16 protein-coding genes are annotated in these 22876 nt (G+C 73.9%); 8 read left to right on the top strand and 8 right to left on the bottom strand.

Annotated features, from left to right (window positions below; all coding sequences use genetic code 11):
- Window positions 1-82: 82 nt before the first annotated feature.
- The 3 genes from ACIPSC_RS13045 to ACIPSC_RS13035 all read right to left on the bottom strand — a co-directional run bounded on the left by ACIPSC_RS13045 (window position 83) and on the right by ACIPSC_RS13035 (window position 8143).
- On the bottom strand, window positions 83-4294 hold the full coding sequence (locus ACIPSC_RS13045) for an NEW3 domain-containing protein (RefSeq protein WP_400825331.1): 4212 nt from the start codon (window positions 4292-4294) through the stop codon (window positions 83-85).
- A 25-nt stretch (window positions 4295-4319) separates the two neighbouring features.
- Complete coding sequence (locus tag ACIPSC_RS13040) at window positions 4320-6770, bottom strand: discoidin domain-containing protein (RefSeq protein WP_400825329.1); 2451 nt, start codon at window positions 6768-6770, stop codon at window positions 4320-4322.
- Between the two features lie 293 nt (window positions 6771-7063).
- The gene (locus ACIPSC_RS13035) at window positions 7064-8143 is read right to left on the bottom strand and encodes a LacI family DNA-binding transcriptional regulator (protein WP_400825328.1); all 1080 of its coding nucleotides are present in this window, start codon (window positions 8141-8143) and stop codon (window positions 7064-7066) included.
- Between the two features lie 337 nt (window positions 8144-8480).
- On the opposite strand from ACIPSC_RS13035, the gene ACIPSC_RS13030 reads away from it, so the two are divergent.
- The 5 genes from ACIPSC_RS13030 to ACIPSC_RS13010 all read left to right on the top strand — a co-directional run bounded on the left by ACIPSC_RS13030 (window position 8481) and on the right by ACIPSC_RS13010 (window position 16187).
- A complete protein-coding gene (locus ACIPSC_RS13030) occupies window positions 8481-9767 on the top strand; it encodes an ABC transporter substrate-binding protein (RefSeq protein ID WP_400825326.1) in 1287 nt (428 codons plus the stop codon).
- A gap of 137 nt (window positions 9768-9904) precedes the next feature.
- Window positions 9905-10777, top strand: a complete 873-nt coding sequence (locus ACIPSC_RS13025) for a carbohydrate ABC transporter permease (protein WP_400825324.1) — start codon at window positions 9905-9907, stop codon at window positions 10775-10777.
- Window positions 10778-10780: 3 nt separating this feature from the next.
- On the top strand, window positions 10781-11689 hold the full coding sequence (locus tag ACIPSC_RS13020; protein ID WP_400825322.1) for a carbohydrate ABC transporter permease: 909 nt from the start codon (window positions 10781-10783) through the stop codon (window positions 11687-11689).
- A gap of 97 nt (window positions 11690-11786) precedes the next feature.
- The gene (locus ACIPSC_RS13015; protein WP_400825320.1) at window positions 11787-13061 is read left to right on the top strand and encodes a glycosyl hydrolase; all 1275 of its coding nucleotides are present in this window, start codon (window positions 11787-11789) and stop codon (window positions 13059-13061) included.
- Between the two features lie 57 nt (window positions 13062-13118).
- On the top strand, window positions 13119-16187 hold the full coding sequence (locus tag ACIPSC_RS13010) for an alpha-mannosidase (RefSeq protein WP_400825319.1): 3069 nt from the start codon (window positions 13119-13121) through the stop codon (window positions 16185-16187).
- A 98-nt stretch (window positions 16188-16285) separates the two neighbouring features.
- Here ACIPSC_RS13010 and ACIPSC_RS13005 read toward each other — a convergent pair whose 3' ends face one another.
- Window positions 16286-16642: a winged helix-turn-helix transcriptional regulator gene (locus ACIPSC_RS13005; protein WP_400825531.1), complete on the bottom strand. Its 357-nt coding sequence runs from the start codon at window positions 16640-16642 to the stop codon at window positions 16286-16288.
- Between the two features lie 122 nt (window positions 16643-16764).
- On the opposite strand from ACIPSC_RS13005, the gene ACIPSC_RS13000 reads away from it, so the two are divergent.
- Window positions 16765-17433, top strand: coding sequence for an NADPH-dependent F420 reductase (locus ACIPSC_RS13000; RefSeq protein ID WP_400825316.1), 669 nt, complete (start codon window positions 16765-16767; stop codon window positions 17431-17433).
- A gap of 335 nt (window positions 17434-17768) precedes the next feature.
- On the opposite strand, the gene ACIPSC_RS12995 is transcribed toward ACIPSC_RS13000, so the two are convergent.
- From ACIPSC_RS12995 to ACIPSC_RS12985, 3 genes are all read right to left on the bottom strand, one after another.
- The gene (locus tag ACIPSC_RS12995; RefSeq protein ID WP_400825314.1) at window positions 17769-18338 is read right to left on the bottom strand and encodes an acyl-CoA thioesterase; all 570 of its coding nucleotides are present in this window, start codon (window positions 18336-18338) and stop codon (window positions 17769-17771) included.
- On the bottom strand, window positions 18335-18664 hold the full coding sequence (locus ACIPSC_RS12990; protein WP_400825313.1) for a hypothetical protein: 330 nt from the start codon (window positions 18662-18664) through the stop codon (window positions 18335-18337). The genes ACIPSC_RS12995 and ACIPSC_RS12990 overlap by 4 nt, the downstream gene beginning before the upstream one ends.
- Window positions 18665-19035: 371 nt before the next feature.
- Window positions 19036-20448: an NAD(P)/FAD-dependent oxidoreductase gene (locus ACIPSC_RS12985; protein ID WP_400825312.1), complete on the bottom strand. Its 1413-nt coding sequence runs from the start codon at window positions 20446-20448 to the stop codon at window positions 19036-19038.
- A gap of 239 nt (window positions 20449-20687) precedes the next feature.
- Here ACIPSC_RS12985 and ACIPSC_RS12980 point away from each other — a divergent pair, with 239 nt between their 5' ends.
- Window positions 20688-21611, top strand: coding sequence for an NAD-dependent epimerase/dehydratase family protein (locus ACIPSC_RS12980; RefSeq protein ID WP_400825310.1), 924 nt, complete (start codon window positions 20688-20690; stop codon window positions 21609-21611).
- Window positions 21612-21810: 199 nt separating this feature from the next.
- Here the strand turns inward: ACIPSC_RS12980 and ACIPSC_RS12975 are convergent, their stop codons facing one another.
- Window positions 21811-22293, bottom strand: a complete 483-nt coding sequence (locus ACIPSC_RS12975; protein ID WP_400825309.1) for a cysteine/serine endopeptidase inhibitor — start codon at window positions 22291-22293, stop codon at window positions 21811-21813.
- Between the two features lie 296 nt (window positions 22294-22589).
- Here ACIPSC_RS12975 and ACIPSC_RS12970 point away from each other — a divergent pair, with 296 nt between their 5' ends.
- Window positions 22590-22811 (top strand): hypothetical protein, encoded by a 222-nt coding sequence (locus ACIPSC_RS12970; RefSeq protein ID WP_400825308.1) that lies wholly within the window; start codon window positions 22590-22592, stop codon window positions 22809-22811.
- Window positions 22812-22876: the final 65 nt, after the last annotated feature.

The raw sequence follows: 22876 nt of genomic DNA, 5'->3' as shown, positions 1-22876 counted from the left end.
GCGCACCGAGCGCCCGGGGGAAGGCCGTTTCCGCTCGGCCCGCGTCCGGGAACCCGGCGCAGTCAGTGGCGGCGGCCGGCGGTCACGACGCCACCACCACGTCGACCGCCGGCGTGTACTGGCAGCGGCCGAACCACATCACCTTGGCGAGTGCCCAGTACGTGCCCGGGTCGGCGTCCTCGGGGGCGGCGAGGTCGAAGGACGCGGTGCGCACGGCCCCGGCGGGGACCGTGAAACCGCGGACGGGGGCGCCGACCGCCTCCCAGGTGCCCCAGGGCGAGACCAGCTGCAGCTCGCCGCGGATCTCACCGCGGGTGCGGTTGACGAGGCGGAGGTCGAGGACGGCCCGGCCGCCGGGGGCGAGACGGACGGACTCGGTCAGGACGGTCGCGGTGAGGCCGGTGTCGCGGCCCACCGGGGAGGTGGTGCCCTGGGCGGCGGTCCAGTCCTCGGGCGCCGCGCCGGGCGCGGGGAGCAGCTCCGGCAGGTCGCCGACCGCCACGGTGGCGACGTCCTCGATCTCCTGCCCGTCGTGCGTGATCCGGACGGCGGCGAAGTAGAGGCCCGGCTCGACCCCGGTAGGCGGGGTGAGCTCGACCGGGAAGCGCAGGTGGCCGTCGGCCTCCAGCCGGTAGAGCCGGGCCTCCTGGCTCGCCGTCCAGCCCTCGGGCGGCAGCACCCTGGCGGTGCCCTCGACGGCGGCGTCCCGCAGCTGGGAGGCGAGGACCACCGAGAGCTCGACGGGCTCGCCCGCCGTCCGCAGCAGTCCCGGCGAGACGCCGACCGACACCGGCAGGTGGCCGAGCGGCGCCGGGCCCCGGTTGTGCAGCCAGTACCGGGCATGCACCGGCTGGGCGGCCTCGGCGACCGCGCCGAGGACCGGGCCGCCCGGACCGGCGGTGACGCCCGGCCGGGCCAGCACGGTGACGATCTGCGAGCCCGCCAGGTTCAGGTCCTCCGGGCCGGTCGCCCGCTCCAGCAGGTCGGCCCGGTGCAGGTCGGACAGGCCGAGCGCGCCGCCGAGGGAGGCCGTTCGGCCCAGGCCGGTGGCCTCCACCAGCCGGACCGTGAGCCGCTCCCCCACGGCCGCAGTCGAGCCGTGCGCGACGGGGTTACCGGCCGGCTTCAGGGCGCCGAGCAGCACCTCGCGCGCCGGTTCGACCCGCAGCCAGGAGAGGGCGGGCGGCAGCGGTCCGTCCTGGGCCGGGGCGAGCCGGGCGTACAGCGGATGGTTGAACTCCTGGCCCCGGGCGGGCAGGGCCGCGGCCCGCCAGTCGCCCGCGCCGCCCACCAGCGCGTACTCGAACTCGTGCGTCCAGTGCTGGAGTTGGAAGGAGGAGCCGTCTGGCACGGTGCGCCGGGGCGGGTCGATCCAGACGCCGGAGGGCCAGCCGGTGCAGGAGCGCAGCAGCGACAGGTGGAGGGCGCCGGTGGCGTCGACCGCGAAGCCGGGCAGGCCGAAGGTGAGCAACGCCACGGTGTGGTCGGTGAGTTGCTCCGCGATCGGGCCCGGGCAGACGGCGGTGATCCGGGCGTCCGCGAGGTCCGCGGCCAGTGCGTCCGGGTCGGTGACGACCAGCGCCGGGAGCGCCCGCAGGTCGCGCAGGTCCGTACCGGTTCCGTGGCCGGGCTCGGCCGGAATCCAGACGGCGCCGTGCGCCTTGAGCGCGGCCGCATACTCCTCGCCCGCGCGCTCGATCAGCTCGCGGGCCGCGTCGTTGACGTCCGGCCCGCCCAGGACGATCCGGAAGTCCGGCAGGTTGGAGTCGACGTCCAGCCACCCGTACCGGGCCCAGTCGGCGGCGGAGGTGGTCGCGGTCACGCCGACCCGGGCGAGTGCCACCACCAGCGCGCGGGCGTCGGCGGCGTCGTCCAGCCCGGGGACGACCACCTCGGCCACGCCCAGCGCCCGTTCGCCGATCACCGCGCCGGCCGGGTCGGTGAGCACCGCCCGGGCGGTGGCGCCGAGCCCGAACCAGGTGTGGGCGGGGTTGTCCAGCGTCCACGGCTCCTCGGCGGAGTCGACCTCGGGCCGTGCGAAGCCGCGAGCGACCACCGCCCCGGCCACCTCGCTGACCGGGCGCGCACCGGGCAGGTCGACCGGGAAGCACAGCCGCAGCAGGCGGTCGGCTCCGGTGTGGTCGGCCACCCTGGTCCGGCAGTCGACCCGGTCGAGGCCGCGCCAGAGGGTCACCGTCTGCTCGTAGCGGATGCCGTCCACCGTCCCCGCGACCACCAGCCGCTCCCCCAGCGGGCCGGTCTCCCGCCGGACGCTCGCCGGGTGTTCGGCCGAGCCCCGGACCGGCCCCTTGGGGACGAGGTGCCACGGACCTTCACCGAAGTCGGGGTGCTGCGGGTACTCCTCGTGGACCCGCAGCTCGTTGCCGACCCGGCCGCGCTGGATCAACTCTCGCCCGTTCAAGCAGTCTTGAATGGACGTCAGACCACCGCCGCGGGCCGGATCCGCGGTGACCCGGTACCGGGCGTTGGCGATGGTGTGGCCGTCGGCCGCCGACCAGCCGGTGTCCCGGCCCGCGCCGGTGGTGTCCCCGTCCGCGCCGGCGGTGCCTCCGGCCGGGCCGGCCACCAGCCGCCACGTCCGCCACCCCAGCGCCGGCACGTCGGCGGCCAGGAACCGCAGGGTGCCCCGGTCGACCGAACTCGGCACGGTGGAGCCGGTGTCGTCGAGAACCCGCACCGACCGGAGCTCCGCCGGCAGCCGGACGGCGGCCACGTCGGTGCGGTCGAACGACAGCGTGTTGGCAACGACCACCGCCTCGCCCTCGCCCGTCGTGTCGATCCGTGCCGTGAGCGCCGCCAGCGCCCGGTCCCGGACGTCGACGGCCAGGTCGTACGCCTCCCGCCAGCCGCCGAGCAGGTCGAGGTAGACCTGGTCGGACTCCGAGCCGGTGATCGCGTCGTGGTGGGCGCCGCTCGCCAGGTGCCGCCAGACCTTGTCCAGCGCGGCCGAGGGGTACCGCCCGAGCCCGTGCACCATGGCCAGGGTCGCCAGCTTCTCGGCGTCGACGGCCGCCACCTCGACGGCCCGCTGCGCCTGCTTGGTGTCGATGTAGGAGACGTCCTTGCCGGTGTAGACCGGGTTCATGTCCCGGGTCTGCGGGCTCGGCCGCCGCCCGTGCGCCGCCTGCTCGGCGCGGACGGCGTCCAGGAAGTCGCGCGGGGTGCCGCAGACGAACCGCGGCCAGAGGTACTTCGCGGCCCAGGAGCGGTGGATCGCGGTGACCCAGCGGTTCGGCGGGGTGTAGTCGGTACCCACCGGCAGCAGCAGGTTCTTCGTCGCGCCGACCGGCTTGAGCTTGCGGTACAGCTCGTAGACCGCCTGCTCGGCGGTGGCCAGGTCGGGAGAGGAGTCCATCCACCAGCCGGCCGAGTAGTGGTGGGGCATGTAGTGGGTGAGCACGCCCTCGCCGGAGGGCGAGATCCACTCGAACTCGCTGGGGAACTGCATCACCCGCGCGTCGTCCTTGGCGGCACGGAAGTTCTTCTGGATCGGACCCCATTGGTGGAACGGCCCGCGCGCCCAGGCGCTGCCGGTGAGCCCGGCGGCGGCCAGCAGGCCGGGGAACTGCGGGTCGTGGCCGAACACGTCGAGCTGCCAGGCGGTCCGCGGGTCGCCGCCGAGGATGTCGCGCTGGTAGCCGATGCCGAGGACGATGTTGCGGATGGTGCTCTCGGCCCCGGTGAGGTTGGTGCTGGGCTCGTTGTAGGTGCCGCCGACGAGCTCCACCTGCCCGCGCTCCAGCAGTCGCCGCAGCGTCGCGCGGCGTTCCGGGTGCTGATCGAAGTAGGGCTTCAGGTAGTCGACTTCGGCGAGGACGAAGCGGTACACCGGGTCGCGCAGCGCGAGGTCCAGGTGGGCGTCGACCAGGGCGAAGCCGTTGTGCTCCCAGAGCGGCCGGGTGGTGGCGTCGCCGGAGAGCAGCTCCCACGGCGCGGTGTAGGCGGCCTGGGTGTTCCACCAGACCGGGTCGTAGTGGAAGTGCGGGACGAGGTACATCGTCCAGCCGGGCTCGGCGACCTCGACCTCGGCCTCGGCGCGGGCGCCGCCCGCCCGCACCTCGACCGGGAGCCGCTGCCCGGGTGCGGCGGCCGCACTGATCTCCAGGGGGACTTCGACCGGCCCCGTGCCGACCGCCTCGCCGTACACCCCGGGGCCGGTGACGGTGATCCGGGTGGACGGGCCGTCGAGGGTCACGCGCAGCAGCTGGCGCGGCGCGTCCTCGGGGCCGGTGAAGAGGTCCGTGCTGTCGACGGCGGTGATGGTGACCGACACGGGGGTGGTCCTTCCTCCGACGGGGCTACGCGCCCCAGGCCTCGAACTCGTAGATGCGGGCGGCGGGATCGGTGGTCTGGGTGGGCCTGGTGACGACCAGGCGCACATAGCGGGCGGTGGTGTTCACCGGGTGGGTGGTGGTTCCGGCGGTGTTGCCGGTCACGGTCGCGACCGTGGTCCACGGGTCGGTGCTCGCCGAACGGACCTGGACGGTGAAGTCGCGGGTGTTGTAGGAGGAGCTCTCGCCGCCCGCCGAGGCGTGCTTGACCACGAACTTGGACAGCGACCGGGCCGAACCCAGGTCGACCTCCAGCCACTTGCCCGACGTCAGGGTGCACCACTTGTCGCTGTTGCCACCGTTGACGCTGCCGTTGACCGCCTTGGCGGCCGTCTCGTTGGCGTTGCACTGGCCGGACGCGGTGGCCGGCCGGCCGAGCGCCAGGTTGGTGGCGGTGGGCGGGGTGCCGGTCCAGGAGACCGTGGTGGCGGCCGCGGCGGAGCGGCCGTACTCGGTGGAGACCGCCTCGACCTCGACCGTCGTGCTGCTCTCGCCGCCCGCCCGGTCCAGCTTGTTCACGAAGTATGCGTCGGAGGGCGTGGCCCCGAGGTAGGTCCGGGTGCCGTCCGCGTTGCGCCGGTACACCTCGTAGTGGTGGACGGGGGCGCCGCCCGCCGGGGCCGTCCAGGCGAGCCGCAGGGACTGGCTGCTGCCCGCCACCACGTCGCTCGCGCCGAGCACGGTGAGGCCGCTCGGCACGGCGGGGGCGTCCACGGCGCCGTCGTAGACGGCGAGTTGGCCGACCCGCAGATCGTAGGCGGGGTTCGAACCCTCGGCCTGCAGCCCGATCTGGGCGATGGTCCGGCCCGCGTAGGCGGAGAGGTCGAGGGTGTGCCGCTCCCAGCCCGTCCCTGAGTTGGCGCCCAGGTCGAGGGTGGTGAAGGCGGTCGGCGCGTCGGTGAAGGAGATCGCGGCCTTGAGCGAGGTCGGCCCGGCGGCCGGGGTCTTGAGCACCACCGAGAGCTTGGAGTCGGCGGCCACCGGCAGCCTGGTCTGGTAGAGCCGGATCGTGTTGGCGGCGTCGAGTCTGCCGCTGAGGCGCAGCGAGGAACCGCCCTCGTAGGCGTCGGTGAAGTCGACGGACGGGGTGAGCCTGCTGCCGGTGGAGCTGACCAGCCAGCGGTAGGTGGGCGGGACGTCCTGGAGCGAGAGGTTGTTCCAGCCCCCGGTGGCGACCCGGGTGCCGGCCGCGTTGTGGAAGTCGCCCTGCCCGGTGGAGAAGTTGGTGACGAAGGGCTTGGCGGTGATCGGCGAGGACTCGGCGATGTAGGTCGACAGGCCCTTCCAGGCGGAGGACGTCGTGGTGTTGGACGGGTCGTTGTTGGCGCCGACCCAGTAGCGGGCGTCCTTGGCGTAGAAGTCGGCGCGGTCGGTGGCGGACTTCCACGTCCACTCGGGGCGGTAGAGGCCGAGCGAGGTGGTGTGCGGCTTGCCGGCGGGGAAGAGCGCGTTCCAGTCCACGCCGGTGTTGTAGCCGTTGGCCTCGGTGTCGATGCCGGAGTAGAGCTCGTACTCGTTGCGGCCGAGGCCGCGGGCCAGGCTGCGGGAGGAGTCGAGGCCGCCGGAGCTCCAGTTGAAGTTCAGGAACATCGAATCGGCGGTCCGCTTTGCGCCGTCCTGGAGGAAGGAGTCGTTGGCGGAGGTCAGCTCGTTCTGCCAACTCACCGATCCCGACTCGGTCATGGCGTCGTACCACATGAACTCGGTGCCGCTCTGCGCCTTGGTGTACTGCATCAGGTTGCGCACTTCGGTGGCGAGGGCCGAATCGCCGCCGCCGGTCTCCTGGTTGATGAACCAGCCGTCGAAGCCGTAGTACTGGGCCGCCTGGACGAGCTTGTCGGCGACGGGGTAACGGCTGCCGGACTTCTGGACGAAGTCGCGGACCCACTGGAGCTGGCCGCCGTAGGCGGCGGGCGGGAAGAAGACGGTGCCGTAGACCTTGACGCCGTTGCGGTGGGCGGCGTCGATGACGGTCGGGTTGGGGGCGAGGATCAGCCCCTCGCCGGCCGAGCCGCCCCAGAAGACCAGCTTGTCGACGTACTGCCAGTAGCCGAAGGCGTAGTAGTTGGGGTCGGCAGAGCCCTGGGAGGGGTTGTTGGAGGTCGGCCCGAACGAGACCAGGGAGGCGACCTTCCCCTCGCCCGCGCGGGCGTTGGGGTTGGCCTTGAGGGCCGGGTCGCTGCTGCGGGGCTGGAGCGGGACGCGGGAGCGGTTGAAGCGCGCGTCGGGATCGGTGGCCGGGTCCCAGCCCAGGATGGTGTTCGGGTACCAGTACGAGGCGTAGGGCTGGGTGCCCGGGGCCGCCGTGGCGGTCTGCGGGACTGGGGCGGCCGGGGGTTGCGCGTGGGCGGCCGGGGCGGCGCCCAGGACGGCGGCCCCGAGGGCGGCGCTCAGCAACAGCGGGAGGCGTCGTGACATGCGGTGGCTCCGATCGAGCGGAGGAGGGTGGGGGCGGGCCGGCCCGGTGGGGGCGCGGCCCGGGTGCATGCGGCGTGGCGCTGTACGGGTGCGGGGGCGTGGCAGGGGCGTGGCGGAGGCGTTGGCAGGGTGGGCCCTGGGCAGGCTGCGAGGGCGAGAACGACGCTCCGCAACCCGGGGCTCTGAACGCGGTGCTGTTGCGCGGTGCCGGTTGCGCAGTGCCTGTTGCCCGGTGCCGGCGCGCGGATCCGGCGGAGCTGCGGGCACGGCCGGGCCCGCTCGGCGCTGCGAGGCTAAACCGGTTCAGACCCGCTGTCAACGGTCGGCGCAACGGCCGCCCGGACGGGTGAGCCGGCGGCCGGCGGGGAGGTGGACTCGCGCACGGTCAGGCGCGGCGTGGGCATCTGCAGGTCACGCCCCGGCCCGGTCTCGTCGATCACCGCCAGCAGGCTGCGGGCGACCTGCTCGCCCAGCGCGAAGGTGTCCCGGCTGAGCGCGGTCAGCGGCGGGTGGACGATCCGGGCGAGCACCGAGTCGTCGAACGAGACGATGGAGAGCTCGCCCGGCACCGCGACGCCCATCTCCCCGGCCACCCCGAGCCCGGCCACGGCCATCACGTCGCTGTCGTAGACGATCGCGGTGGGCCGCCGGGGTCGGGAGAGCAGCGTCCGGGTGGCAGCGGCGCCCTCGGCGTCGCTGAAGTCGGTCGGCACCGAGACCGCCTCCTCCAGGCCGAGCCGGCGGGAGGCGTCGCGCAGCGCGCGGATCCGCCGCTGGGTGTGCTGGAAGTGCGGCAGACCGGCCAGGTGGGCGATCCGGCGGTGGCCGATCGCCGCCAGGTAGTCGACGATCGAGAGCATCGCCTCCCGGTCGTCGGCCCAGATCCGCAGCGGGCCGCCGCCGCCCCGGCCGGGGCCGCCGAGGACGACGGCGGGCAGGGCGAGCTCCTCCAGCACCTCCAGCCGCGGGTCGCGGACCTGCAGGTCGACCACGATGAAGCCGTCCACCCGGTGCTCGGAGGCCCAGTTCCGGTAGACCCCGATCTCGGCGGCGGTGTCCTCGACGACCATCAGGTGCAGCGCGACGGAGTGCGCGGAGAGCACCGCCTGCAGGCCGGAGAGCAGCTGGCTGAAGAACGGCTCGACGCCGATGGTGCGGGCGGGGCGGGCGATCACCAGGCCGACGGCGTCGGCCCGGGCGCCGCCCAGGGCGCGGGCGGCGCTGTGCGGCCGCCAGTTCATCTCGTCGGCGACCCGCAGGATCCGGGCCCTGGTCGCCTCGCTCACCCCGGGGCGTCCGTTGAGCGCGAACGACACCGCGCCCTTGGAGACCCCGGCCCGGCGCGCGATGTCGGCGATGGTCGGTCTGCCCACAGAACCCGACTCCTCTCTTGACAGCCAAGTTTAGGCCGGAGCATAGTCCCTGCCATAGCTAGACCGGTTTAGTACAGCAGGTTGCGAAAGCCCCGCGGAACCCACCGCGTCCCCCAGCGCGGATCCCACCTCCCGATGCACGGCGAAACCCACTGCTCGACCCGGCTCGACCCCACGGCGTACCCGACCGCGGCACCGACCGCGGCACCGACCGCGCATGCGACAGCGACACCGACGGCGACACCCACCGCAACACCCGCCACGGCACCCCAGCGGCACCCACCAGTTCCGGAACGCGCACCATCCCCCACCCACCCACCTGGACCGGGAGACCCTCATGCGAAGAATCTGGGCGGCACTGACGACGGCGGCCATCACCGCCACCGCACTCACCGGCTGCGGAATGAGCTCCGACACCAAGAGCGACGACACCGTGGCGAGCGCGGCCGCCACCGGCGACGTCAAGGGCAAGGTCTCGCTGCAGACCTGGGCGCTCAAGCCGAAGTTCACCGACTACGTCCAGGGCGTGATCGACGGCTTCAAGCAGAAGTACCCGGGCGTCGAGGTCGAGTGGCTGGACCAACCCGGCGAGGGCTACTCGGACAAGGTGCTCAGCCAGGCCGCCGCCGGCACCCTCCCGGACGTGGTCAACCTCCCGCCGGACTTCGCCCTCCCGCTGGCCAAGCAGAACCTGCTGCTGGACGTCGCCAAGGCCGACCCGAAGCTCGCCGACGAGTACGTGGCCGGCGGCGTCGACGCGTACCGCTTCACCGGCCGGGACGGCACCTTCGGCTACCCCTGGTACCTGAACACCGACGTCAACTACTGGAACGCGGACCTGCTGGCCAAGAACGGCCTGGACCCGAAGAAGCTCCCCACCACCCTGGACGAACTGATCGCCCAGGCCCGGGTGTTCAAGGAGAAGGCCGGCGGCGACAGCTACCTGATGAGCCGCAAGCCCGGCCTCGGGGACCTGGTCGACGCCGGGGTCAAGGTGATGGCCGACGACGGCAGGTCCTTCACCTTCAACACCCCCGAGGCCGCCGCGCTGCTGGACAAGTACCGCGCCGCGTTCAAGGAGGGCCTGCTCCCGAAGGACGTGCTGACCGACACCTACGCCGGCAACTCCAAGCTCTTCAACGCCGGTACGGCGGCCTGGACCACCGGCGGCGCCAACTTCATCACCGGTGTCGGCACCGACAACCCCACCCTCGCCCCGAAGATCGTCCCTTCCCCCGCGATGGGCACCCCGCCGCTCTACGTGCAGGGCCTGTCCATCCCGAAGAGCAGCAAGAACCCGGCCGCCGCGGTGGCCCTGGCCCGCTGGGTCACCAGCCCGGAGAACCAGGCCAAGTTCGCCCACCTCACCAGCATCTTCCCGTCCACCAAGGCGTCCGCGAACGACCCCTTCTTCAGCAAGGGCGACGGCAGCAACGCCGGCGACGCCAAGGTGGTCGCGTTCACCTCGCTGGCCAAGGCGAAGATCCTCCAGCCGGTCCAGGTCGACGACGCGATGAGCACCGTCATCAAGCAGCAGATCGCCCTGGCGATCAGCGGCGACACCAGCTCGAAGCAGGCCCTGGACACCGCCGTCGAGCGGTGCAACCAGCTGCTCAAGGGCTGACGGCACCGGCCGCCCGTACCGGTGGCGCGGCGGCACCCCCGTGGCCCCCGGGCCGCCGCCCGCCGGGACGACCCGCACCCCCGGGGACCGGCCCGTACCGCCCGGGACGACCCGCACCGCCCCCAGGAAGGCATGGCATGACCCACCGGCGTTGGTTCACCCCCTGGCTGCTGGCCGGGCCCGCGCTCCTCTGGCTGGCCGTTTTCAACCTCTGGCCGGCCGTCAACACGGTGATCCTCTCGTTCACCAGCGCCAAGCCCCTGGGCGGCGGGCGGTTCACCGGCCTGGCCAACTACCGGCGGATCCTCGACGACGACCAGCTGGCCGACGCGCTCCTCAACTCCGTCGTCTACCTGCTGGTCTGCCTGCCCCTGCTGACCCTGCTGCCGCTCCTGCTGGCCCTGCTGGTCCAGCGCCGGCTCCCCGGCATCACCTTCTTCCGCACCGCCTTCTACACCCCGGTCGTCGCCTCCGCGGTCGTGGTCGCGCTGATCTGGGGCTGGGCGCTGGACGACCGCGGCCTGGTCAACGGGGTGCTCCGGCAGAGCGGCCTCACCGACTCCCCGGTCTCCTTCCTCACCGACCGCTGGCTGCTGCTGCTCAGCGCGATCGCCCTGACCACCTGGAAGGGGCTCGGCTACTACATGGTGATCTACCTCTCCGCCCTGGCCAACGTCGGCCGCGACCTGCACGAGGCCGCCGCCGTGGACGGTGCGAGCGCCGTCCGCCGGTTCTGGCACGTCACCCTGCCCGGGGTGCGGCCCACCATGGTGCTGGTGTCGGTGCTGATCTCGGTCTCCGCGCTGCGCGTCTTCTCCGAGCTGTACGTGCTCTCCAACGGCACCGGCGGCCCCGGCGGCCGGGACATGTCGGTGGTGATGCTGATCCAGATGTACAGCCGCGGCTTCACCGGCCACCTCGGCTACGCCTCCGCGCTGAGCCTGCTGCTGTTCTTCCTCACCCTCGGCCCGATGCTGCTGCTGACGCGCCTGAACCGGAAGGCGGCCTGACCCGTGACCCCGACCGCCGCCCCGCCCCGGACCGCCGCACCCGACCGGGCCGCCGCACCGCCCCGCCGCCGGTCCCGGACCTTCGGCTCCGCCACCCCCGCCCGGACCGCGCTGCGCTACCTGCTCCTGCTGGCCGTCCTGCTCCTGGTGATCGGCCCCTTCCTCTGGCAGCTCTCCACCTCGCTGAAGAGCGCGGACGAGGACGTCTACACCGCGACCCCGCACTTCCTCCCGGAGAGCCCGACCCTCGCCAACTACGCGAAGGTCGCCGACACCATCCCGGTCTGGACCTACGCCGCCAACTCGCTGGTCGTGGCCGCGATCGCGATCCTCGGCAACGTGGTCGGCTGCACCCTGGCCGGCTACGCCCTCGCCAAACTGCGGTTCCGCGGCGCCCGGTTGGTCTTCGGCCTCTTCCTGGCCACCCTGATCCTGCCCGGCGAGGCCACCATCGTCTCCCAGTACGTGACGGTGCGCAGCCTCGGTCTGGCCGACTCACTGGTCGGCGTCGCGCTGCCCGGCGCGCTCGCGATGCTCAACGTGCTGCTGATGCGCACCGCCTTCGCGGCCGTCCCGCCGGAGCTCGACCAGGCCGCCCTGGTGGACGGTGCCAACGTCTGGCAGCGGCTGTGGCACGTCGGCCTGCCGAACGTGCGCGGCATGCTCAGCGTGATCGTCATCTTCACCTTCATCGGCGCCTGGGACGACTTCCTCTGGCCGCTGATCGTGCTCAACGACCCGCAGAAGTACACGCTCACCGTCGGTCTCCAGTACCTCAACGGGACCTTCTCCGCCAATCCGCGGCTGATCGCGGCCGGCACCATGATCGCCTTCCTGCCGATCGTGCTGGTGTTCGCCGTCTGCCAGCGCTTCTTCTTCAAGGGCGTGGAGGAGGGAGCCGTCAAGGGGTGACGACCGCCGGACCCGCCCGCCCGGCCCCACCTGCCGGACCCGACCGCCCCGCCGCCGCGACCGCGACGGCCGCACCGACCGAGGAGGCCACCGCCGCATGACCGCCGCCCCCGCCCGCCCGCCGGCCGCCGCCCCGCGCTTCGGCGTCAACTACACCCCGACCGCCGGGTGGTTCCACCACTGGCTCGACTTCGACCTCGACACCGTCCGCGCCGACCTCGACTCGATCGCCGGCCTCGGCCTGGACCACGTCCGGGTCTTCCCGCTCTGGCCGGTGTTCCAGCCCAACCGCACACTGATCCGCCCGCGCGCCGTCGAACAGCTCGCCGCCCTGGTGGACGTCGCCGGCGAGCGCGGGCTGGACGTCGCCGTCGACGGCCTCCAGGGCCACCTGTCCAGCTTCGACTTCCAGCCCTCGTGGACGCGGACCTGGCACCGGCGGAACATGTTCACCGACCCCGACGTGGTGGCCGGCCAGGCCGCCTACCTGCACACCCTCGCCGAGGCGCTGCACGGCCGCGGCAACTTCCTCGGCATGACGGTCGGCAACGAGGTCAACCAGTTCTCGGGCGAGCCGCACCCCGATCCGGACCGGGCCACGCCCGAGCAGGTCGACGCCTGGCTGCGCCGGATGGTCGACGCCTGCGAGCGGGGCGCGCCCGGCCGGCTCCACCTGCACGCCTCCTACGACGCCGCCTGGTACCTGGACGAGCACCCGTTCACGCCCTGGCACTCGGCCCGGATCGGCGCCGCGACCGCCGTGCACTCCTGGGTGTTCAACGGCACCGCGCAGCGCTACGGCGCCCGTTCCACCGCCGCCGCCCAGCACGCCGCCTACCTGGTCGAGCTCGCCAAGGCCTGGGCGGACGACCCGCACCGCCCGGTCTGGCTCCAGGAGGTGGGCGCACCGGCCCCGCACATCCCCGCCGAGGACGCCGCCCGGTTCACCGGCGACACGCTCGCGGCCGTGCTGGACTGCCCGGACCTCTGGGGCGTCACCTGGTGGTGCTCGCACGACGTGGACCGCTCACTGGCCGACTTCCCCGAGCTGGAGTACGGCCTCGGCCTGCTCACCACCGGCCGCCGGGTCAAGCCGGCCGGCGCCCGGCTCGCCGAGGCGGTCCGCGCGGCGCGGGCCGAGCGGTGCCCCCCGCAGCCGCGCACCACCGCCGTGGTGGTCGCCACCGGCGACGCGGTCACCGCGCCCAAGCGGTCGGTCTGCGGCCCCGGCGGGCCCGTCTTCGAGGCGTTCATGCGCCTCACCGCGGACGGTGCCCGGCCCACCACCGTTCTGGCCGAACGCGCCGGCGACGCCGCCCACCTGGCCGCCCGCGGCATCACCGAGACCGTCCACCCCGACGACGTACGCTGACGACGTCCGACCCTCCCTGTGATCCACCCCTTCGGTAACGCAACGGAGCCCGCTGACATGCACGATGACCGCAGCCTGGTCGAATCCCGCCTCAAGCGCGTCCTGGACGAGCGCATCCGCCCGGCCGTGTACCCCGAGTCCGTCCCGCTGGAGGTCTCGATCTGGACGGCGCCCGGCGAGCCCGTGCCGGTCGCCGAGGGCCTGGCCGCGCCGCGCACCCCGATCGCCGCCGGCGACGCCTGGGGCGCACCGTGGGGCACCAGCTGGCTGACCGTCGCCGGCACCGTTCCCGAGGCGTGGGCCGGGCGGACCGTCGAGGCGCTGATCGACCTCGGCTTCGACGCCAACATGCCCGGTTTCCAGTGCGAGGGCCTGGTCTACCGGCCCGACGGCACCCCGGTGAAGGGCCTCAACCCGCGGAACCAGTGGGTCCGGATCGCCGCCCCGGCGGCCGGCGGGGAGCAGGTGCTGCTGCACGTCGAGGCCGCCTCCAACCCGGTCATCCTCGACTACCACCCCTTCCTGCCGACCGAGTTGGGCGACCGGGAGACCGCCGGGAGCGAGCCGCAGTACCGGCTGGAGCGGATGGACCTGGCGGTCTTCGACGAGACGGTCTGGCAGCTCGTCATGGACCTGGAGGTGCTGGGCGAGCTGATGGCCGAGCTGCCGGCCGACGGAGCCCGCCGCTGGGAGGTGCTGCGCGCCGTCGAGCGGGCGCTGGACGCGATCGACCTCCAGGACGTCAACGGCACGGCCGCGGCGGCCCGTTCGCAGCTGGCCGGGGTGCTGGCCGCGCCGGCCGCGCCGTCGGCGCACCGGATCAGTGCGGTCGGCCACGCCCACATCGACTCCGCCTGGCTCTGGCCGCTGCGCGAGACCGTCCGCAAGGTGGCCCGCACCACCGCCAACATGACCGCGCTGCTGGAGGACGAGCCCGACTTCGTCTACACCATGTCCCAGGCGCAGCAGTACGCCTGGATCAAGGAGCACCGCCCCGAGGTGTACGCGCGGGTGAAGAAGGCCGTGGCCGAGGGCCGGTTCGTCCCCGCCGGCGGCATGTGGGTGGAGTCCGACACCAACATGCCCTCCTCGGAAGCGATGGCCCGTCAGTTCGTGCACGGCAAGCGGTTCTTCCTGGAGGAGTTCGGGGTCGAGAACCAGGAGGCGTGGCTGCCGGACACCTTCGGCTTCACCGGCGGCCTGCCGCAGATCATCCGCAACGCGGGCTCCAAGTGGCTGCTGACCCAGAAGATCTCGTGGAGCCAGATCAACAAGTTCCCGCACCACACCTTCCTCTGGGAGGGCATCGACGGGACGCGGATCTTCACCCACTTCCCGCCCGTCGACACCTACAACTGCTCCATGAAGGGCAGCGAGATCGCCCACGCCGCCCGGAACTTCAAGGACAAGGGCGTCGCCCGGCACTCGATCGCCCCGACCGGCTGGGGCGACGGCGGCGGCGGCACCACCCGCGAGATGGTCGCCAAGGCAGCCCGGCTGCGGGACCTGGAGGGCTCGGCCACGGTGCGCTGGGAGCGCCCGGCCGCCTTCTTCGAGAAGGCCGAGGCCGAGTACGCGCACCCGCCGGTCTGGGTCGGCGAGCTCTACCTGGAGCTGCACCGGGCCACCCTGACCAGCCAGGCCAGGACCAAGCAGGGCAACCGGCGCAGCGAGAACCTGCTCCGGGAGGCCGAACTCTGGTCCGCCACCGCCGCGCTGCGCACCGGACTGCCCTACCCGTACCGGGAGTTGGACCGGATCTGGAAGACGGTGCTGCTGCACCAGTTCCACGACATCCTGCCCGGCTCGTCCATCGCCTGGGTGCACCGCGAGGCGGAGGCCACCTACGCGGGGCTGGCCGCGGAGCTGGAGGCCCTGATCGCCCGGGCCCAGCGGGCGCTGGCCGGGGACGCGGCGGGCGGGCGCGACCTGGTCTTCAACGCGGCGCCGCACGCCCGTTCCTCGGTGCCGGCCGGCGGGGCCGCGGCGCCGACCGCCGCGCTTCCCGGCTCTGCCGGATCCGGCTCCGGCTGCACGGTGGCGGCCCGGCCCGAGGGCGGCTTCGTGCTCGCCAACGGCCTGCTCTCGGTCACCGTGGACGCCGACGGCCTGGTGACCTCGGTGGTGGACACCGCGAACGGCCGGGAGGCCGTCGCCCCCGGCACCCGCGCCAACCTGCTCCAACTGCACCCGGACTTCCCCAACATGTGGGACGCCTGGGACGTGGACCAGTTCTACCGCAACACCGTCACCGACCTGACCGAGGCCGACGAGGTCGCGGTGGTCCACGAATCGGACGACGCCGTCACGGTCCGGGTGGCCCGCTCCTTCGGCTCGTCCACCGCGGTGCAGACGCTGACCCTGCGAGCGGGCGACCGGCGGCTGGACATCGACACCGAGGTGGACTGGCACGAGACCGAAAAGTTCCTCAAGGCGGCCTTCCCGCTCGATCTGCACACCGAGCGCTACGCCGCCGAGACCCAGTTCGGCTACCTCCACCGGCCGACCCACACCAACACCAGCTGGGAGGCGGCCAAGTTCGAGGCCTGCAACCACCGCTTCGTCCACCTGGAGGAGCCCGGCTGGGGCGTGGCGCTGGTCACCGCCTCCACGTACGGCCACGACGTCACCCGCACGGTGCGCGACACCGACGGCGGCACGACCACGACGGTCCGGTTCTCGCTGCTGCGCGCACCGCGCTTCCCCGACCCGCGCACCGACCAGGGCCTGCACCGGTTCCGGCACGCCCTGGTGCCGGGCGCCGGCATCGCCGACGCGGTCCGCGAGGGCTACCGGATCAGCCTGCCGGAGCGGCGGGTGACCGGCTCGGCGGAGGCGGTCCGGCCGCTGGTGGAGCCGGACCACGACGCCCTGGTGGTCAGTGCGGTCAAGCTGGCCGACGACGGCAGCGGCGACCTGGTCGTCCGCGTCTACGAGGCCCACGGCGGCCGCGCCCGGGGCCGGCTCGCCACCTCCTTCCCGCTCGCCGCGGCGGTGCCCTGCGACCTGCTGGAGCGCCCCTGGGACGGCACCCGCGGCGAGGTGACGGCGGACGGTGACGGCGTGTCGCTGGCACTGCGGCCGTTCGAGCTGGTCACCCTGCGCCTGACGCCGGCGGCCGGCTGAGGCCGTCACACACTGCCCGGGTGTCCCGGCCGTGGAGCCGGGGCACCCGGGCGACGCCCCGGCTCCCGGGGCGGCCGCCCGCCGCAGGCGACGCCCTCCTACCCCCGGTCGAACGCTTCCTGGGCCGCGAGGACGGCGTCGCCGTGGGTGGCGGCCCAGGCCCCGAGCGCACGGATCGGTTCGAGGAGGGCCGTGCCCGCCCCGGTGAGCGCGTAGTCCACACGGGGCGGGGCCTCGGCGTACCGGCGGCGCTCGACCAGGCCGTTGTACTCCAGCCGCCGCAGCGCCTCGTTGAGCACCTTCGGGCTGATCCCGCCGATCCGGGCCAGCATCGCCCGCGGCCGCATCGGGCCGCGCTCCCCGAGGACGTACACGATCACGCTGTCCCAGCGGTTGGCGAGCACCTCGAACCCGATCCGGGCACGGCAGTCGGCCGCGAACACGTCCCCACCCATCGCATCGCTCTCCTCCACGGGGACATCCTGCCCCGGCCGATGCCTACCGGACGGTGTGTTTCGGACCGCCTACCGTCCTCGGCACGGCAGTTCGCCGTCCATGACGTGATGAGGAGCAGACGATGCGGATCGGCATTCTCGGTACCGGGGCGATGGCCACCACCCTCGGCGGGGCCTGGGTCAGGGCCGGACACGAAGTCCTGGTGGGCGGCCGCGATCCCGGGGCCGCGGCCCGGGCGGCGGCCGCCGCCGGCGCCGCGCGCAGCGGCACCCTGGCGGATGCGGCGGAGTTCGGCGAGGCTGTCCTGGTCGCGGTGCCGGCCGGCGCGGCGAGCCGGGTGGTCGGCGCGCTGGCCGCGGAACTCACCGGGCGGACCGTGCTGGACTGCACGGTCCCGATGGCTCCGGGCCCGGACGGGCCCGTGGTGACCACGTCGGGCGGCCCCGATTCCGTCGCGGCACGGCTCGCCGCGGCGGCGCCCGGGGCCCGGGTGGCCAAGGTCTTCGGCATCTGCCACGAGAGCATCTGGACCCTCGACCGGCCGGCCTTCGACGGCGCGCCGCTCGCCGTCCCGTTCTGCACGGACGACCCGGCGGCCGCCGCTCTCGTGACCGAGCTCGTCTCCTCCATGGGCTGTACGCCGCTGCCCTGCGGCGGCCTCGCGCGGGCCGGCCTGCTGGAGTCGGCGGCCGTGCTCGCGATCGGCATCTGGTGGTCCGGCGGTGAGGCCCGGCACGCCTTCCCGGCTCCCGCACTGGCCCCCGGGGCGGTGGACGACGAGCAGCTCTGACCGGTGCCCGGCTGCGCCTACGGGGGAGGCGCAGCCGGGGGGGCGGAGGGCCCGCCCCCGTGGTCCGTGACCACCGCAGGGGCTGCCGCTCCGGGTCCGCACCTGAGCGCCGTCGTCCACGTGCGGACCTTCGGGGGCCGGTCGGCCCGACCTCACCGTCTGCCCGACGTCACCGTCCGGCGGACCTCACCGTCTGTCCGGGCTCACCGTCTGTCCGGGCTCACGGCCCGCCCGGGCTCACGGCGTCCCCGCGCCCCGCGGGGCGCCGCCCGGGCCACGGGACGCCGGGGCTCCGTTGCCCCGGCGCGGTCGGCCGGACCGGCCCGTCGGCGCGGTCAGCGGGACGAGGCGCGACAGCGGCGGCGCCGACGGTGCGCCGCGACCGCCGGAACGGCCGGGCCCGCGACTCGCGCAGCCTTCACCGACAGCCACTGCGGCGGGCCGGCGGGCGGCTCTGCCGTGGGCAGCGACTCGCCCGGGCGCTCGCCCGGCAGGAATGCCGAGAGAAACCGCCGCTCGTTCTGGCTGAGTTTGCGGGAACGGCCGGATTCGCGGTCCCGGGCGACCACCACGGTGCGCGCTCGCATATACGTGCGGGGATCGCGGCAGACATTCACCACGACATGCGCGGAACTCCGCCCGAGCCGCTCCACGGTGAGCCGCACCAGCAATGGGTCGGGGTGGTGGTGCAACTGCTCCAGGTAATCGATCTCGTGCCGTGCGATCAGGAATCCGGACGGGAAAAGGGATTCCTGCACGGCGGTCCGGTGGTGGCAGAACAGGTCGTAGATGCCCTCCTGGACGTAGGAGACCAGCCGGGCGTTGTTGATGTGCCCGTTCTCGTCGACGTCGCTCCACCGGGTCGGGCAGGACAGGACGTGTGCGTTGAGGTGCGCCGCGCTCACCGCTTCTTCAGCCCGGCGTCGCCCTGGCCGCCGGCGCCGGCGGGCAGCAGCGCCCGCTGCAACCGGGCGTAGTAGACGGCGTGTTCGGATGCCATCCGGGCGGCGGTCCAGCCCTCCTCGGCGGCCTCGGCGGCGGCCTGCACCACCAGGCTGTCGAGCACGCCGTCGACCGCCCGGCACAGCTCGGCCACGGCGGCCAGGCGCTCGGGCACGGCGACGTCGGCCCCGTCCGCCCCGCCGCGGGCCGGGAACGACGCGAGCGAGTCCACCGCGAGCCGCAGCTCGTCGACGGCACCCGACCGGATTTCCGAAAGGCAATTGCGCACGGTTATCTCCCGAATCAGAGACGGCATGGTCATATGCGTTCGAATACGCCGGGGCGGTCCGGCCACAGTTCGCGCACCCCCCGGCAGAAAGGACGCTATCCCAGCCGGGGCAGCACGCGACCGGTTTGCGATGGCCCACGGGAAACTGCCCACCATTGGAGTAGTTTGGCGGGGCATAAAATCTGCCGCATCAGCCGAATGCGCACCGCGCGCCTCCACGACCGGTCACTCCGCGTGACGGCGGGTCAGGTGTTCGAGGGACGGTGGCAGTGGCGCGGCAGGGGACTGCGGGACGCGCCGGCGTTCGGGAACGCCGGCCCGTCCGGAGGCGCACGCACTCCCGAACGGCCGGCGCGTCCTCCTTCGCAGGCTCAGTGCCGCCCGGCGACCGCGTCGGCGAGGCGGGCGAGCGGTGAGGTGGTGCCGCGCCCGGTGGCCTCCTGCCGGTCGGCGCCGTGGTACGCGGCGTACAGGGCGTGGACGCCCAGCCAGCGGAACGGCTCCGGCTCCCAGCGGCGCACGGTGTGGCCGACCCAGGGCAGCCGGGTCAGCTCGGTGTCCCGGCCGAGCACCAGGTCGCGCAGGGTCCGGCCGGCCAGGTTCGCCGTGGTGACGCCGCTGCCCACGTAGCCGCCGGCCCAGCCGAGGCCGGTGCGGCGGTCGAGCTCGACCGTGGCGCACCAGTCCCGGGGCACCCCGAGGACGCCCGCCCACGCGTGGTCGATCCGGGCGCCCGCGGCGCCGGGGAAGAAGCTGTCGAGGATCGCGCGGAGCTGGCGGACGGTGGCCGGCTGGGTGGTGCCGTCCGCGTCGGTGCGCGAGCCGAAGCGGTAGGGGACGCCGCGCCCGCCGAGGGCGATCCGGTCGTCGGCGGTGCGCTGCGCGTACATGTAGGCGTGCGCGAAGTCGCCCAGGACCTCGCGGCCCTCCCAGCCGGCCGAGGCCCAGAACGAGGCCGGCAGCGGCTCGGTGGCGATCATCGCCGAGTTCATCGGCAGCCAGGTGCGCCGCTCCCCGCGCAGCGCGGCGGTGAAGCCCTCCGTGGCGCGCAGCACCACGTCGGCGGTGACGGTGCCGTGCGGGGTGACGGCCCGGGCGCGGCCGCCCGGCCCGGCCGGGTGGATCTCGGTGACGGCCGTCCGCTCGTGGATCCGGACCCCGAGCCCGGCCACCACCCGGGCCAGTCCGCGCGCCAGCCCGGCCGGCTGGATCCGCGCGCCGTACGGGCTCCAGGTGCCGCCGAGCGCGCCCGCGACCCGGATCCGGTCGGCGGTCTCGCCCGCCGAGAGCAGGTGGACGCGGTCGGCCCCGTAGGCGGCCTCGGCCTCGGCGAAGGCCTGCAGCCGGACCAGCTGCGCCGGCGTCCGGGCGACCTCCAGGACGCCGCCGCGCACGATGTCCGCCTCGATGCCCTCGGCGGCGGCCGTGTCGGCCACCTCGCCGACCGATCGGTCCATCTCCCGCTGCATCGCGGCGGCGCGCTCCGGCCCGTACCGGCGGGCGAACGCGGACCGGCCGGCGAAGCCGTTGTACAGCCACCCGCCGTTTCGCCCGGACGCGCCGTAGCCGCAGAAGCGCTGCTCCAGCACGGTGACGCGCAGCCCGGGGTCGGCCTTCTTCAGGTAGTACGCCGCCCAGAGGCCGGTGTAGCCGCCACCGACGATGCAGACGTCCGCGTCGGCGTCGCCCGGCAGCGCGGGCCGGGGCTCCGGCAGCCCGTTCGCCGCGTACCAGAAGGAGACGCCGCCGTTGACGGCCGGGGACGCTTCGCCGTTGCGGTCCACGGGAACCTGCCTTCGCTCGGTGATCTCCCCGGACGCTACGCCGCGCCCGCCCGCCGGAACCACCCGCACGCTGCCAGGTTCCGCCGCCCGTCCCCTGCAGAGTGTCAGGGGTCGGTGTGGTGGAGGCGGCGCCGCTCGGCCGAAGGCGTGGCGCGGCTCACAGCCTCCGGGTGTCACAAGACGCCGCGCCACGTCGTCCGACCTGCGTAGCCACGGATTCCGACCCGGGAGTGTGCACCATGATCGTCCTGCTTGCCGGCGCCACCGGCGCGATCGGCCGACCGCTGACCCGCCTGCTGCTCGCGGCCGGCCACGAGGTGCTCGGGCTCGCCCGCAGCGCGGAGGCCGAGCATGTGGTCGCCGGCCTCGGCGCCCGGCCGGTCCGCGCGGACGCGATGGACCGCGACGGTCTGATCGCCGCCGTCCGCGGGCTGCGCGCCGACGCCGTCGTGCACCAGCTCACCGCGTTGAAGAAGCCCCGGCGCACCGTCGACGAGACCGAGCCCAGCACCCGGCTGCGCATCGAGGGCACGGCGAACCTGCTGGCCGCCGCCCGCGTGCTCGGGGCCGGCCGGTTCGTGACCCAGTCGCTGGTCTTCGGTTACGGCTACACCGACCACGGCGCCCGGATGCTCACCGAGGCCGACCCCTTCGGCGTCCGGCTCGGCAATCTCGGCGACGTCGTGGTCGACGGGCTCCGGTCGACCGAGGAGCAGGTCTTCGCCGCCGAGGGGCTGGACGGCATCGCGCTGCGGTTCGGCGTGTTCTACGGGCCCGGCACCTGGTTCGACCCGGCGCCCGCGACCCGGCCGATGCCGATGCCGGTGCCCCGGAGCGGGGGCGGTCTGACGTCGTGGGTGCACGTGGCCGACGCGGCGGACGCCACCGTGGCGGCGCTGGAGCGCGGCCGCGGCGGTGAGGCGTACAACATCGTGGACGGCCGGCCGTCGACCTGGGGCGAGCTCGCCGCCGCGACGGCCGCCGCCCGGGACCGCCGCCCGCTGCGCGTCCCGGGCCGACTGCTGCGGCTGGCGGTTCCCTACCTTGGCACGATGATGCTGGACACCAGCCTGCGGGTCTCCGGCGCGAAGGCGGAGCGCGAGCTGGGCTGGACCCCGGCCCACGCCGACCACCGGGAGGGCCTGCGGGCGACGGTGGCGTGAACCGCCGCCGGGTGCCGCCCGCCGCCCGCACGGGGGCGGCGGGCGGCGGGCGGCGGTTCCGGGGGTCGGGGGTTGCCGCGGTGTCCGCGGTACTTGGGGGATCCGCGGTCTCCGGGCGTTCGGGTGTCCGGGTCCCCGGCCTTCGGATCCCCGGCTTCCGGGTCCCTGACTTTCGGATCCCCGGGTGTCCGGGTGCCGGCTAGCCGATCGTCGAGCCCTCGATCGGCTCGGACAGCGGGATGCTCCGGCCGGCCAGACCGGTCTTGACGAACTGCCAGGTGAGACCGGTGATCACGCCCTTGCCGAGCGGCGCGAGCCGGGCGAAGGCGGGCTGGCTCAGGTCGATGTGGGTGGAGTCGCAGGACGGGCACTTGTCCTTCACGGGCACCGTGACGGTCTTGCCCTGGTACGTGACCTTCACCGAAATGCCCTTGCAGAGCGGGTCGTTGTTGGGGTTGGCGGCGGTCCACCAGGCGTGCGAGACGGCCACCAGCATCTGGTTGGCGGCGTTGATCTGGGTGCCGCAGGCGCCGAAGCCGGCGTCGTTGTAGTACGTCGCCTTCCCGCTCATCGGCTTGTTGATCGGGATCGCGGCACTCGCCGAGCCCGCGGTCAGGGCGATCAACGCGGCGGCCGCGAGCGGCGCGCCGGCCAGGATCCTGAGGTTCTTGACGACTCGCATGGTTCCCTCCGGTTCGATAGACGGACGGCATGACCGAGCACAGGCGTGGACCGGAGCCCGCACCGCCGCGCCTCGCGGGAGGTCAAGTCACCACCCCTGGCGTGGAGTTCGGGCACGTCCGGTTCGCCTCGGAGGGACGCTATGCCGGGCGCGGGAGCGAGGTCCAGACCTTTGATGTGTTGTCATGAACACAAGGCAACATGCTTTACGAACGCGTCCGAAAGCGGGACGATGCGTGACCGCGGAGCAGGATCGGGCGTTGTCAACTCGCCCGATCCGCGCCCCCAGGAGGCCTCGTGCGCACCGCACTCCGCACCGCCGTCACCGTCCTGACCACTGCCGCGACCAGCACCCTGCTCGCCGTCGCCGCGCTCACCGGCACCGTAGCCCCCGCCTCCGCCCAGCCCCGCGAGGTGAACCAGGGCCACAGCATCCCCGTCGGCGGCATCACCGACCTGGGCGCCCTCCCCGTCCTCGCCACCCTCGGCCTCGACTTCGCCCGCATCCTGGGGCAGTGAACCGGCCCCGGCTTCCGGGCCGCGCATCCGCAGCCTGATCCGGACGCCTGGGTCGGCCGCCCGGT

It is taken from the genome of Kitasatospora sp. NPDC090091 (genome assembly GCF_044747365.1).
Lineage (GTDB): Bacteria > Actinomycetota > Actinomycetes > Streptomycetales > Streptomycetaceae > Kitasatospora.
The sequence above is the reverse complement of the archived record's forward strand: the minus strand, read 5'-3'. Positions and strand labels throughout refer to the sequence as shown.

Coding starts and splice junctions, on each gene's coding strand:
- ACIPSC_RS13015 (WP_400825320.1), top strand. CDS start 11,787: ATGACCGCCGCCCCCGCCCGCCCGCCGGCCGCCGCCCCGCGCTTCGGC.
- ACIPSC_RS12980 (WP_400825310.1), top strand. CDS start 20,688: ATGATCGTCCTGCTTGCCGGCGCCACCGGCGCGATCGGCCGACCGCTG.
- ACIPSC_RS12975 (WP_400825309.1), bottom strand. CDS start 22,293: ATGCGAGTCGTCAAGAACCTCAGGATCCTGGCCGGCGCGCCGCTCGCG.
- ACIPSC_RS13005 (WP_400825531.1), bottom strand. CDS start 16,642: ATGGGTGGGGACGTGTTCGCGGCCGACTGCCGTGCCCGGATCGGGTTC.
- ACIPSC_RS13000 (WP_400825316.1), top strand. CDS start 16,765: ATGCGGATCGGCATTCTCGGTACCGGGGCGATGGCCACCACCCTCGGC.
- ACIPSC_RS13040 (WP_400825329.1), bottom strand. CDS start 6,770: ATGTCACGACGCCTCCCGCTGTTGCTGAGCGCCGCCCTCGGGGCCGCC.
- ACIPSC_RS13030 (WP_400825326.1), top strand. CDS start 8,481: ATGCGAAGAATCTGGGCGGCACTGACGACGGCGGCCATCACCGCCACC.
- ACIPSC_RS13010 (WP_400825319.1), top strand. CDS start 13,119: ATGCACGATGACCGCAGCCTGGTCGAATCCCGCCTCAAGCGCGTCCTG.
- ACIPSC_RS13025 (WP_400825324.1), top strand. CDS start 9,905: ATGACCCACCGGCGTTGGTTCACCCCCTGGCTGCTGGCCGGGCCCGCG.